Annotated in this window: 11 protein-coding genes; 9 read left to right on the top strand and 2 right to left on the bottom strand. The window is 57.3% G+C overall.

Annotation, left to right across the window (positions count from 1 at the left end; all coding sequences use genetic code 11):
* Positions 1-100: 100 nt before the first annotated feature.
* Genes YUO_RS0135305 through YUO_RS0135295 form a run of 3 tightly spaced genes read left to right on the top strand, consistent with a single transcriptional unit; the run spans position 101 to position 2,316 of the window.
* Positions 101-616 carry a glycosyltransferase family protein gene (locus tag YUO_RS0135305; RefSeq protein WP_235782936.1) on the top strand — a complete coding sequence of 172 codons (516 nt, stop codon included), beginning with the start codon at positions 101-103 and terminating at the stop codon, positions 614-616.
* Positions 613-1,125, top strand: coding sequence for a glycosyltransferase (locus YUO_RS0135300; RefSeq protein WP_028351403.1), 513 nt, complete (start codon positions 613-615; stop codon positions 1,123-1,125). The genes YUO_RS0135305 and YUO_RS0135300 overlap by 4 nt, the downstream gene beginning before the upstream one ends.
* A gap of 51 nt (positions 1,126-1,176) precedes the next feature.
* Positions 1,177-2,316 (top strand): DegT/DnrJ/EryC1/StrS family aminotransferase, encoded by a 1,140-nt coding sequence (locus tag YUO_RS0135295; RefSeq protein ID WP_028351402.1) that lies wholly within the window; start codon positions 1,177-1,179, stop codon positions 2,314-2,316.
* Between the two features lie 97 nt (positions 2,317-2,413).
* On the opposite strand, the gene YUO_RS42840 is transcribed toward YUO_RS0135295, so the two are convergent.
* Positions 2,414-3,712: a glycosyltransferase family 4 protein gene (locus YUO_RS42840; protein WP_051379825.1), complete on the bottom strand. Its 1,299-nt coding sequence runs from the start codon at positions 3,710-3,712 to the stop codon at positions 2,414-2,416.
* Positions 3,713-3,990: 278 nt separating this feature from the next.
* On the opposite strand from YUO_RS42840, the gene YUO_RS0135285 reads away from it, so the two are divergent.
* The 4 genes from YUO_RS0135285 to YUO_RS0135270 all read left to right on the top strand — a co-directional run bounded on the left by YUO_RS0135285 (position 3,991) and on the right by YUO_RS0135270 (position 9,011).
* Positions 3,991-5,544 (top strand): class I SAM-dependent methyltransferase, encoded by a 1,554-nt coding sequence (locus YUO_RS0135285; protein ID WP_028351401.1) that lies wholly within the window; start codon positions 3,991-3,993, stop codon positions 5,542-5,544.
* A 66-nt stretch (positions 5,545-5,610) separates the two neighbouring features.
* The gene (locus YUO_RS0135280; protein ID WP_028351400.1) at positions 5,611-6,777 is read left to right on the top strand and encodes a glycosyltransferase family 4 protein; all 1,167 of its coding nucleotides are present in this window, start codon (positions 5,611-5,613) and stop codon (positions 6,775-6,777) included.
* Entirely contained in the window at positions 6,774-7,499 is a 726-nt protein-coding gene (locus tag YUO_RS0135275) for a polysaccharide deacetylase family protein (protein WP_028351399.1), read from the top strand. Before YUO_RS0135280 ends, YUO_RS0135275 begins: the two co-directional genes overlap by 4 nt.
* Before the next feature lie 162 nt (positions 7,500-7,661).
* Complete coding sequence (locus tag YUO_RS0135270; RefSeq protein WP_198028163.1) at positions 7,662-9,011, top strand: O-antigen ligase family protein; 1,350 nt, start codon at positions 7,662-7,664, stop codon at positions 9,009-9,011.
* A gap of 66 nt (positions 9,012-9,077) precedes the next feature.
* On the opposite strand, the gene YUO_RS0135265 is transcribed toward YUO_RS0135270, so the two are convergent.
* On the bottom strand, positions 9,078-9,512 hold the full coding sequence (locus YUO_RS0135265; protein ID WP_028351397.1) for a hypothetical protein: 435 nt from the start codon (positions 9,510-9,512) through the stop codon (positions 9,078-9,080).
* A gap of 1,163 nt (positions 9,513-10,675) precedes the next feature.
* On the opposite strand from YUO_RS0135265, the gene YUO_RS0135260 reads away from it, so the two are divergent.
* Both YUO_RS0135260 and YUO_RS47485 read left to right on the top strand, forming a co-directional pair.
* On the top strand, positions 10,676-11,713 hold the full coding sequence (locus YUO_RS0135260; RefSeq protein WP_028351396.1) for a glycosyltransferase family protein: 1,038 nt from the start codon (positions 10,676-10,678) through the stop codon (positions 11,711-11,713).
* Positions 11,714-12,459: 746 nt separating this feature from the next.
* Positions 12,460-12,653, top strand: a 194-nt coding sequence (locus YUO_RS47485) for a hypothetical protein (protein ID WP_210163979.1), incomplete at its 3' end; no start/stop codon positions are given.

Below are 12,653 nucleotides of genomic sequence, written 5' to 3'. Positions count from 1 at the left end.
ACTAAATTAATTAAATGTAGGGATCCGCGGGCACGAGAAGTCGAAAAATCCGACCCGCCGGGGCCCATGCGAGTCTCGCAGCGTTTTAGGAGGCCAGCCGATGCTTCGGAGTACGGTCTTTCACCGCAAGAGGTTGCGGAATAACAGCACGCTACAGTCGCACAGCGTTCGCACAAAATTGCTGGCGGTCTCTTCGGGCGGCGGGCATTGGGTGCAGCTGTTGCGTATCAAACGCGCTTTCGAGAATTGCGAAGTCACGTTCGTCACAGTCCATGAGTCATATCGCGCGCAGGTGCCAGGCCATAAATTCTACCTGGTCAATGATGCCAACCGCTGGACTAAGATCGGGCTATTGAAGGCTGCGGGCAGGTTGGCCTGGATCGTTTGGAGTGAAAAGCCCGATATCGTGGTTTCGACCGGTGCGGCTCCGGGATACCTAGCGCTGCGGTTCGGACGAATGATGGGTGCGCGCACTATCTGGCTCGACAGCATCGCCAACGTCGAACAGCTTTCGATGTCGGGAGACAGAATTGGTCGTTGCGCTGACCTCTGGTTGACCCAGTGGCCTCACCTGGCGCGACCTAATGGACCCCATTACACAGGCTCGGTGCTATGATTTTCGCGACAGTCGGAACGCAGGGTCAGTTTGACCGTTTGATCCGAACAATCGACGAATGGGCCGGCGCGCACGGAAGAACGGATGTCTTTGCGCAGACGGGCCCATCAGACTACCATTCCAAACATATCCGCGCAGAGCGGTTTATCGATCCGACCGAATTCCGCAAACGCGTCGAATCGGCAAGCCTTGTGATTTCCCATGCCGGAATGGGCTCTATTATTACTGCTCTCGAGCTTGGAAAGCGGATCATAGTCATGCCTCGTCGGGCGAGTCTGGGCGAACACCGCAACGACCACCAGCTCGCAACCGCAAAGCGCTTCGCTGAGCAAGGCTGTATCATGGTTGCTTTCACCGAACATGAGTTGGTCAATAAGCTGGATCAACACCAGATCTCCGGCGAGCCCGAGCGGCTCAGCGCGCTAGCGTCGCCACGCCTTATATCTACAATTCGGACATTTATTGAGACCGGCCGCATTCGTTTCGAGAATAGAGACATTTCGTCGTAGGCCGGAGTTAAGTAAAACGTTGATACCCCGCATACAAGAGGCGCTGGCTTCATGATCCCGATCGCAAAACCGTGTCTCGACGAGACTGAAGCCGATGCCGCGCGCGAGGTCGCTCTCTCCGGCTGGATATCGCAAGGGCCCCAGGTGGCGGCCTTCGAGCGCGAATTCGCCGCAATGGTTGGCGCGCCTCACGCAGTTGCGGTGTCAAATTGCACTACTGCCCTGCACCTCGCACTGCTTGCCTTGGGCGTCGGGCCCGGCGACGAGGTGATCACCGCGAGCCACTCCTTCATCGCAAGCGCCAACAGCATCCGCTACTGCGGCGCGACCCCGATTTTTGTCGATATCGATCCTGCCACCTACAATCTGGATCCGGAGCGCGTGGCCGAGGCCATTACCGAACGCACCCGTGCGATCCTGGCCGTTCACCAGATGGGCATGCCGTGCGATCTGACCTCACTTGTCGAACTGGCAAATCGCCATGGTGTTGCCCTGATCGAGGACGCCGCCTGCGCAATCGGCAGCCAGATCAACATCCATGGCGATTGGGAGTTCATCGGGAAGCCGCACGGAGCGATGGCTTGCTTCTCCTTCCACCCTCGCAAGGTCATCACGACCGGCGAGGGCGGCATGTTGACGACGTCCGATCCGGATCAGGACCGCAAGCTCAGGCTCTGGCGTCAGCATGCAATGGACGTGCCCGACACGGTGCGGCACGGCTCACCGCAAGTCATCTTCGAAAACTACCTGTTTGTCGGCTTCAACTATCGGATGACGGACATGCAGGCTGCCATTGGGCGAAAACAGCTCGAACGGCTTCCTGATCTGATCGCGCGTCGGCGCGCACTCGCGGCCCGCTACAGCGAACTCCTGGGCAATTTGGAAGGATTGATCCTGCCGCACGAACCGGAGTGGGCCCGATCCAACTGGCAGAGCTACTGCGTGCGCCTGCCGGACCGGGTCGATCAGAGAACGCTGATGCAGAACCTTCTTGATCAAGGCATTGCCACCCGACGCGGGATCATGTGCGCGCACCGCGAGGCGCCCTATGCAAGCGGTGAGCAGCGCCACGATTTGCGTCAATCCGAACTCGCGCAGGATCGCGCGATCTTGCTTCCGATCTACGCACAAATGGCCGAGGGGGATCAAGTGCGTGTCGCAAACGCGTTGAGATCCGAGCTGGGGTACTGAGAACCTCCGCTTCTTCTTCGCTGCACTGACATCTCCGAGTGAGGCGTGAGGGCGCCGGCATTTGATATGCACTGGCGCGGAACGTTCATATGCGGGGCTATTTTGTACTCGCACGTTCACCTGAGAGAGACAGCATCTCGCTACGCTTACCGTTCGCAAGGACTGCGGCTATCAGGTCGCGGGCGTTACTGTCCTCGGTCGACGCCTTGCCAACCCATCGTTGATATTTTCGCCCGATTTTGCTGCCGATCAATCCAGCGGAGACATGGACGATGTCCGAAAGCACGCGCTCGAAAGGCTCGGGATTCCGCATTGCGGACGAGTACAGGTTCTCGATAACTTCGGCTGCATGACTCAGACTAAATCGTTGCTCCGCCAGCCGGCGGCCAAGAAGCCCCAACTCGCAACGCAGTTCCTGCGACCTGACAAGCCGCTCGAGCGCCATGCGCAGCGCCAGTGCCCCCGCTCCGTACGAACCGGATCCAAGACCATACCATCCCTGCTGCAGAAAGACCGGTGCACTTTCGGGCGTCAGCAACTCGCTGAAGCCTTCCTCGCCGATGACCACAAGGGGCTTTCCGAACGCCATTCCTCGCAATGCCGAGCCACCTTGGCCGATGATCACATCCGCCGCAGCGTAGGCAGGGCGTGGATCGGCCATCTCGCCGGCCATTAGCACGACTTTGTAACCAGCAGCCGCGTTGACCTCTTCGGCACGTCTGCCCACATCGCCGCGCGCCCGGCCGTCACCAACGATCATCAGCCGCACCCGATGGCCCGCCACCGCCAGCTCACGAACTGCATCGCAGGCTGACAATAGACCCTCGAGCTTGAGGTCTGGCACCAGCCGACAAACCATGGCGAGAAGGACTTCATCCGGCTCGACACCTTGATCGGCGCGAAAGCTCCTCCCGTCGATGGACGGATTGTCGGCTCTTGTATCCACTGGTGGCTCCAGCAGCTCGACGTGCAGGTGCCCGGCGTCAATCGCTGCCTGACGGATGAGCTCGGTCCCCACCGTCAATGGCACATTGCGGGGCATGAAAGACGCCACGGACATCGACATCACAGTCCCGACGACGGCAGTGCGATGGGCCACCCTTCCGCCGAGGAAGGCCTCGATGATGGGAGGCCATTCATATCCGTGTACCACGTCAATACGGCGACGCTGCACCAGATGGCCGATCATGCGGATCACTTTCGGAGATGGCCGCCCCCGTTGCGCCGGGAGCTCGATGTGTTCGAGCGCCATTTTTCTTACTCGTTCCACCAGCGGACCGGCCTCCGAAAGCACGATCACTTCGTGCCCCCGATCGCGGATCGACCCGGCTAACTGAATAGCGTTGAGCTGTGAGCCCCCCAGTTCCATCGAATGAGGGTAGAGAAGCACCTTCATGCCGTTTCGCCTTTGATCCCATCTGGAGAACGCCAGCCAGCCATATGTCCGGGGATAATAATTGCGTTTCCAGAGAATTCACCGCAATATTAATATTGGCTATCAAATTATCCTATGATGCTGTTTTTTCGGAGGTAAAGCAATCCATGCTGGATTATATTATTAAATATGACGTATTATTAAGATAGGTTTACTTTGCTGCGGCGCCCGGAGAGAGCGATCCATTGGCGTCGCGAGATCGATCATGGTTCGGTTTCGAAGAAGGAATTTTTTTTGACATGACTGCGCTTCATGAAGACGGCCGGGACGCATCGCTGAGAGTTCTCGTGGCGCTGGCTAGTTATGGCACTTCCAACGATCGGTACCTGGAGCGACTGATTCGCGAATACCGGTCCATGCCATTCGACATCGACATCGTCGTCTTCTCAAATATCGACAAGTCCGGTCGGGGCGTCGAATGTCGCGTGGGCACCCCAGCCAAGAATCCCTGGTCACTGCCTTTTGCTCACAAGCCGCTGTTCGCCGAGCGGGCCAACAAATACGACCTGTTCATCTATTCCGAAGACGACATCCTGATAACCGAAAAGAATCTTCGGGCCTTCCTGGATGTCACCGCGGTGCTTCAACAGGACGAAATTGCGGGATATTTGCGAATAGAAAAGGGATCGGATGGCGAAGAGAACTACCCCGACATCCATGAAAATTTCCATTGGGATTCGACCTCAGTCCGTTCCAGAGGCCGCTACACGCTCGCCCATCTCACTAACGAGCATGCGGCCTGCTATGTGCTTACACAGGCCCAACTCGGGACGGCTATCCAGTCGGGAGGTTTCCTGGTGGATCCACACGAGGGCAAATACGACCTTCTTTGCACGGCGGCGACAGACCCATACACGCAATGTGGTTTGAAGAAGTTCGTTCCGGTTTCTCACATCGACGACTTCACCGTTCATCATCTGTCCAACAAATATGTCGGCCGGGTCGGCATCAGCGCGGCCGAACTGAGAGATCAGACCGAGGCGCTGATCCGGATTGCCGAACGGTGGAAGACACCATGTCCGCTGTTCAACACCGAGACGAAGCTGCCGCGTGGGCTTTACTCGAAGGACTATTATGAGCCCGTCAGTGAAGACGTCATTTCCGCAATTCCGCCAGCGGCGCGCAGTGTCTTGTCAATCGGATGCGGATCGGGAGCGACGGAGAAAAGACTGATCGAACGAGGATTGCGAGTCGTTGCGATGCCCTTGGACCCCGTCGTGTCCAGCGGCGCCGCCGCCCGTGGCGTCGAAATGATCTATGGAGGTATCGACGAGCTGGCGACACTTGCGCAGGGAGAAAAATTCGATTGTTTCCTGTGCTTGAACGTCCTGCATCTGGCACACGATCCCGTAGCGGCGTTGTCCACGTTGAAGGATTGCCTATGCGACAGCTCGAGTGTGATCATTCAAACACCGAGCATGCTTTCTCTTCGAACCATCCGACAGACGTTCCGAGACATGCCCGTTCTTCTTGGAAAGGGCTACTCCTCGACCGGGGTGCATTTGAGTACGGCTCGTGCGGTGAAGAACTGGTGTACCAGGGCAGGGATGAAAGTGAATCGGATGATCGGGACATTGAATCGCCAGGAAACAAGCAGGCTTGGTAGGATCGCGTCGGCGGTCGGTGATTTCCTTCCCGCGCCGCTTGCAATCTCGATGGCGACATCCATCGTCGTGTCGGCGAGACGGTTGCCGGATGAGCGCGGTCAGCTTGCATCCCAGAGCATTCGCGCACACGACACAAGGAGAGCTTTGTCATCCAGTGAAGGCGAAAGTCGAACAGCTCATTTCTAGCTGATCCGCACAACTCACAAGTGTACCACTCCCCGTATCGGTGACTGCCTTGTGTAAAGGAACAGAATGAATCAGAACCACATCTCCGGCAGCCAGGTGGCGCGGCGAATTGCGTTCGCCACGATCGGCGATGCGAGCGAGGTCAGGTTCTGGTCCGGCACTCCATTTCACATGTCGAAATCGCTCGCCAACAAAGGTCACGAGGTGGTTCATATCGGTCCCCTGAGCGCACCGATCCTGCCTCTGTACAAGGCGTACTCCAAACTTTGCCGTACCTTTCGCACGCGGGGCCTTTCCCCATTCCATGCGGGGCCTGTCGTTGCACAATATGCGGCGGACGCCGAGCGCAAAATCCGCGCCGTTTCGCCCGATATCGTCTTCGCGCCTGCCGGATCAACCTTTGCCTGGAGTGTGCCTAAGGGCGTTCCGCTCGTGTACGCGTCCGACGCGACCTTTCGGCTTGTCGAGAACTATCATCCTAACTATCGGAACCTGTCACGCGCCGCACGGGAGATCGCTGAACGCCTGGAACGCAACACAATCGCGCGCGCGGATCTGGTCCTCTACCCGTCTGAATGGGCCGCCGAATCTGCGGTTAGGGATTACGGCGCCGACCGTGCGCGGGTGCATGTCATTCCTTGGGGCGCCAATCTCGAAGAGGCGCCCGATCGTGCCTCTGTGTTTGGACGCCGCAAGTCGGGTCCGTGCCGGCTCCTCTTCATCGGCGCCAACTGGGAAGAGAAGGGCGCGGACATCGCGATTGGGGCCCTCGCTGAACTAAGGGACAGGGGCGTGGAGGCGGAGCTAGTGATTTGCGGATGCACTCCGCCCGGGCCTGTCGCCCAGGATGGCCTGACGATCATCCCTTACCTCGACAAGAATGATCGTGAACAGCGCAACCGACTGGATCAACTCTATCGCGACGCGGATTTCTTTCTGTTGCCGACCCGGGCAGATTGCTACGGTATCGTATTTTGCGAGGCGGCGGCCCATGGCGTACCGAGCATTGCGCCAGCGACTGGTGGCGTGCCCAGCGCTATCCGCGACGGGGAGACAGGCATCTTGTTGCCGCCGAATGCGACGAAGGCGGACTATGCGACGGTCATCTCCGAAACTTTTGCAAACCCGGACCGGCTGGCACGCCTGAGACAATCGAGCCGCGACGCCTTCGAGGCCCGACTGAACTGGCAAGCCTGGGGCCGGCGTGTCTCAGATCTGATAGAAACTCTATGATTGTCCTGAACTATCACGAGCTGGTGGAAGCCTCGCCTTCGAATGCGTGGTGCCTGACGCACGAGACATTCGATGCGCATCTTGCGCTTTGGGGGGACAGGCTGGTCTCGCCTCAGAGATTTCTGGAGCAATGCCCAGATCCGAAAGCCAGCCGCACCGGTGCGGTCCTACTCACCTTCGACGATGGATTTCTTTCCGACTACACGCATGTCTATGCTCGTTACGTGAAGACCGGTCGGGTTCCGGGCTTCATGTCCTTTATCCCGGTAAATTTCGTTGGATCGCCGGGACATATGAGCTGGGAGATGATTGAGGAACTTGGTAGGGGTGGCGTTGCGATTGGCTCACATGGCATGGCCCACGTCGATTTGACCACTGCCTCGGATGTCGAACTAGATCGCGAACTTAGGGGTTCGAAATCGATGCTGGAGGACCGCCTTGGCCGACAGGTTACTCTTTTCGCCTTCCCATACGGGCGCTTTTCCCAACGGGTTTGGGACGCAGCTCTGAAGGCCGGTTATACGCACCTCTTTACAATCCAGCTTGGGTATCATCGCGGGTTCGAATCCTTTCTCTATTCCCGCCTTTGTCTGACGAACAACATGGATGCCGAATACATGCGCCAGCACTTGCTCGATCCGGATGCGAAGCGCGGCGTTGCCTGGAAGATCAGTACGAACCTGGGGCTCTATCGCCAACTGATGCGCTGGCGGTATCGGTAGCGTCATCAGGCCATCGCTCTGAAGGTGGCCTTAACTTTCCCCGGCCGATGTGCCTATTCGGCTTCCAGCGCAATGATGGCCAAAACTTTCGTTGTCTCGGCCGATCATCGGACGCCACTTTGCATCGAGACGGTGAGGACATTGACATAGCGGATGGTGACGGTGGAAAGCATTGCAACAAGGACGTTTAGTCAGGCTGAAAGGTCGCGAGCTTCTGCCGGCGGACAAGTGGCGGCGCAGTCGACGCGGAGCCGGAAGACCTCTGCGCTCATTCCAATCTTCGTTTTCTCGCTGGCCCTGCCGGTTATTTTCTACATCGGCCCGACACGCTTGTCCCCCTACCGGCTGGTGCTGGTACTGACGTTCATTCCGTGCTTGATGGCTTGGCTTTCTGGATCGGTTGGGCGAACACGGCTGCCGGACATTTTTATGCTGTTGGCGGCGATATGGGGCGCGATCGTTTTGGTTGGCACTCATGGCATCGACAAGGGTCTGCAATCCGCGGGCATATTTGTTATTGAGACATTCGGAACGTTCCTGTTCGCAAGGCGATACATTCGAGATATCTTCGCGTTTCAGCGGATGGTGAGGTCTCTCGTGTTCATGGTCCTTTTCCTTCTGCCATTTGCGCTGTACGAGAATGTCGCAGGCTCGCCGATCTTGATTGAATTGTTCGGCAAGATCTTTTCCGTTTACGATATCGTTGGCAGTGAAGCGAGATTCGGACTTAGACGAGCTCAGGGCTCATTTGAACACTTCATTCTGTTTGGCGTCGTTTGCTCAAGTGCGTTCGCCTTGAGCTTTTATGTGTCTGGTGCCACCGCGCGGCTGGGGGGGCGATTAAGCTCGGGTCTTGTGGCAATGGCGGTCGCCACTTCCCTTTCCTCGGGGGCAATTCTGTCGGTTGTCGTCCAGGCAATGTTGATCGGTTGGGACAAAGTCACGAAGAGCGTCGCGCGACGTTGGGGAATATTGGCCGCAATTTTAGTTACTCTCTACTTTGTCGTGGACTTGAGCTCCAATCGCAGCCCTTTCGACGTCTTTATTTCATATCTGACGTTCAACTCGGACACTTCCTACATGCGCGTGCACATCTGGCACTACGGGACGCAATCAGTGATGCACCACCCGATCTTTGGAATTGGCTTGAATGATTGGGTACGTCCGTCGTGGATGGGCGGCAGCATGGATAATTTCTGGTTGGTCACCGCCGTTCGCTACGGTATCCCCGGCTTCGTGTTCATGGCCGGCGGCTTTCTTTCGATTTGCTTCGGTCTGGGACGGCTGAGAAGCCTCTCATTCCAGGTGGCCCAATGCCGAAAGGGTCTGATTATCACGATTTGCGGACTGGCTCTCGCGGTCTGCACGGTCCACCTATGGGATGCTCCTTACGTCTTGATCATGTTCCTGCTCGGCAGCGGCATGTGGATGTTTGACCCCGGCAACAGGGCCGCTCCAGTTTCCTCCGCCGAGGCCACTCAATCCCGTTGGGTCACTCGTCCCAGCCTGTGAAGATGTTTGGTTTGCTGGCCTATCGCAGGGGGGACTTCGCTCCCCTTGAAGAGGCCCGCCACACCCTCACGGCTGTTTAATGAGATCTCCAAGGACGAGCTCATCGCCCCGCCAGCTCGCCCAGCGCACGTTCTCCCACTGCTCAATGTTGATGCGCCGACCGTTGACCGCGTCGAATAGGTACGCTCCGTAGCGGAACGAGCCACGCACAAAGTAGACGTTCTTCAGGCTCACCGAGGAGCCCCCGTCTGCCGGGATACGGAGTCCGTGATTGCCGCCCTCGAACAATACGTTCTCGAAGACGTGCGAGCCTTGCCAATTGTCGGCCGAGAAGTAGCCCGCGGTCGTTGCTCCGGCCATCTTGAACGTCGAGTTCTTGACCGTGACCGTGCCTGTCGATCCCGGGGAATAGCACTGCAACCCGTCCGCATGATCACTGCCGACCCCGGTAGCCGTGACATAGACCCACGTTAGATTGATATTGCCGCTGACGCAGCGCACGCCCTCTCGTGACTGAATGCGAACTCGCGTGAGACTACAAGAGCCTTTGCAAACAATCGTCGGCTCCCCCGAGTTCTCAACGATCGACAAGTCGGTTCGGGACGAACCCGGCGGCAACGTGATACGACTCGTGCCGCTCGTGACGTTGGCATAGACGGGATCGTTAAAGCTCAACGGAACGTCGGCCGAGCTAGGCGCCGGATGAGGCGTAGGGGCGGGCGTCGGGGAAGAAACGGTCGCCACAGGTATAGGTACGGTAATCCCAAAGCTGCTGGGGCGCATCTCGAGCGCCTGCCCGGGGGAGGCCAAGGCGCGATTACTGCAAGCCTCCTCCGCCCTGTCAGCTCCTGTGTGCCGTGAGAGTTCCGCGCCCGAGGAAGCACGGCACCTCCACAGCGCAGATTCTGTCGAGGTAACGGTGGATTGGACAAGAGCCACACCTGCCGACAACAGGGCCAGCGTCATCAAGTAGCGCATGCAAGCTCCAAAGCGGATTTTTACCAAATCTTTGCAAAGCCATCCAGCCCGGATATCTAACGGCCGAAATACGCATCGTGGCGCTGAATAACAAAAGTCGTTATGCGGGAACGGGCTTCCCTTGCTTCGACGAACTTCCCGATGCAGGCAGAGTGTAAGGCAGAACGGTTTGATTTGATCGGCCGAACGCCGCGAAGTACCCGTAGTTTTGCTGGACAAGCGATCACGTCGGGTGCCGGAGCTCTGCTGCTGCGGGCGACGGATCGGATGAGACTGATCGGGCTCCGTCTGATCGGAAACTACCCTCCATTGCCTACCTCGCGGGCCGCAATTATGGTGGACAATCGTGGCCAGCTTGTTCTTTCTTGACCAAGAAATTGCGATTCGTAAGACTATGCTGACCGTATTCCGCGCCGCGAAGGGGGCAGAAAATCACCTATGTCGGCTCGGATCGGTTCAAGCTCGCTGGCTAAGGCGCCTGAACAAACCGCGTTGACCCCGTATGGCGGGGTCGAGCAAAAGCGCGGCCATTTTAATCATTCGCCGACGTCCTTGCCGAGTTGAATGTGCATTAGTGGATCGCGACTTCTTCTCTGGGACGGGCTCTGTCGGCGGCCGCGTTCGAATGTGCTCAGGCCCTTGCGTGGGCGATGGTCGCTGATCGGCGTCGAGAAGGTATCTGGGCTATGTCAAACGCTAGCGTCAAACTCGCCATCATCATCGTCTCATACTGCAATACCGATGATGTCGATCGCTGTTTGAAGTCGCTCGCTCGTTCGGATTACGATAACTTTGAAGTTCTCATTTGCGAAAATGGGGGTGAAGCAGCCTACGGGAGATTACTGGCTGCGCTCGTGGGATCAGATCGAACGCTGCAACGAATTTCCGATGCGTCGAATACTCTTGACCAGCCGCAGAAACGATTGGCCTCGGTGGCGAAATGCCGATTTCAGAATCGCGCAAATGTCGTCCGAGTTGGGCTCGCGACCGAGAACCTTGGTTACGGAGGCGGCGTCAACGCGTGGCTTGAGCCATTACTCGGCGCCCCCGGTTGGGGGGCAGTGCTTGTGCTGAATCCTGATACCGAAGTGGATAGCCGCGGCCTGGCTGAATTGATAGCCAAGTCTGCTGAGGGATTCGGTATGGTTGGCGGAAGCCTCGTCTTCGACGACACCCCCAATAAGGTCATCAATTACGGGCTGCATTGGTCTCCTATGACGGGCCGTGTCATCGCCGTGGGAAGGAATGCGCCAGTTGGCAGTGCACCGTCGGTCGAGGATCTTGGCAGAATCGATGCGGTAAGCGGGGCGTGTGTTCTGGCAACGCGAGCGTTCGTCGAAGACGTCGGTCTCATGGCCGAAGACTATTTCCTGTATATGGAAGATCTGGATTGGGGACGTCGCCGGGGAAAGCACCTCATCGGCTTCGCGAGCAAAGCCGTCATTCGCCACATTGGAGGAACGACTATCGGATCTGCCGTTATCCCCGAGAAGCGTTCGCATCTTTCGATCTATCTGTCTGCCCGCAACGGCATTCTCTATGCTAGGCGCTTTGCGGGTTGGCGTTGGATCTGCCATTTCGGAGTCGGCCTGTTGTTCGCAGCGCGATATGTGCTCAAAGGCTCCTTGTCGGCCGGACGAGTCGCTTTCGCGGGGTTGCTCGATGGTGCAAAAGGCAAGACCGGGCGTCCGGAGGCAGCGCTCGGGCCGCAACAGCCCGGCTGATCGGCGCGTCATCCCAATCGAGATCGAGAACCTATGACAAGAAGGCGGCAGCATCCCGATTGCTTTCCATATCGGCAGTCGAAACGAAATTAGCACGATGAGTATGCTTTTGAATTTGGGAGCGATCGTCTCCCACGTGATATGTATATTCCTCCGGCCGGAGCGCCTCATTTTCTCAAAATACAATTGAGGGCACTTTTCAAATAGGCCGGAGAATGGATTTGGTGAGGCGCGACACTGGATACAGTATTTTTATCAGTTTATTTGCGTGCTTTGGAAGCTGTGGACCCTAAGAACTGCAAGCCATTCCCGCAAATATCGGATCCTATCAAACTCCTTATTCCGACATTTACTCTGTGCAACAACTGCCAAGCTGCTGCCGTTTTCTCGCAATCAAATTAACTGAGATGAAATTGTCGCTCCTTACGATGAAATCCATGGTTAGCGGTGCTGAGAACGCCGAATTTTTCATCATGTGGCTTTTTAAGCACACTGGGTCGATGCCTGCGTGAATTATAGGGAATTGCTGCCGCTTTAAATCTGTGCGGTGAGACCTGGCCAAGTAGCTCAGAAATTACCTTGGATGGGCCGTCATGTCGTCCCAAAAAAGCCTCTCCGAACCGAGCAAGACGAATGCCTTGGTGCTGCGCCAATAAAGCCGCACCTGGGGTACTGTCGCGCGGGGAATTTGAAATTGGGCGCGCCCCTGGGGACAAACTGGATCGAACCTACCAGGAGAAGACTAGATGGTAGCCATCCCTCTGAGCTGGAACGACCCGTTGTTGAGCGGGGTTACGAGTTCGAGTTCGGTCACGCTTAGAGATGGCGGGACGCTTTCCTACAAAAGTATTACCGACACTGGCTCCACGGCGTCCGTTGTCGGCCTTGGCTCGTTCAGCCTCGACCATATGCGTATTAGCTCCAGGGAAGGTGTGCGCAT

Source organism: Bradyrhizobium murdochi (genome assembly GCF_000472965.1).
In the GTDB taxonomy this organism is placed as follows: domain Bacteria; phylum Pseudomonadota; class Alphaproteobacteria; order Rhizobiales; family Xanthobacteraceae; genus Bradyrhizobium; species Bradyrhizobium murdochi.
The sequence above is the reverse complement of the archived record's forward strand: the minus strand, read 5'-3'. Positions and strand labels throughout refer to the sequence as shown.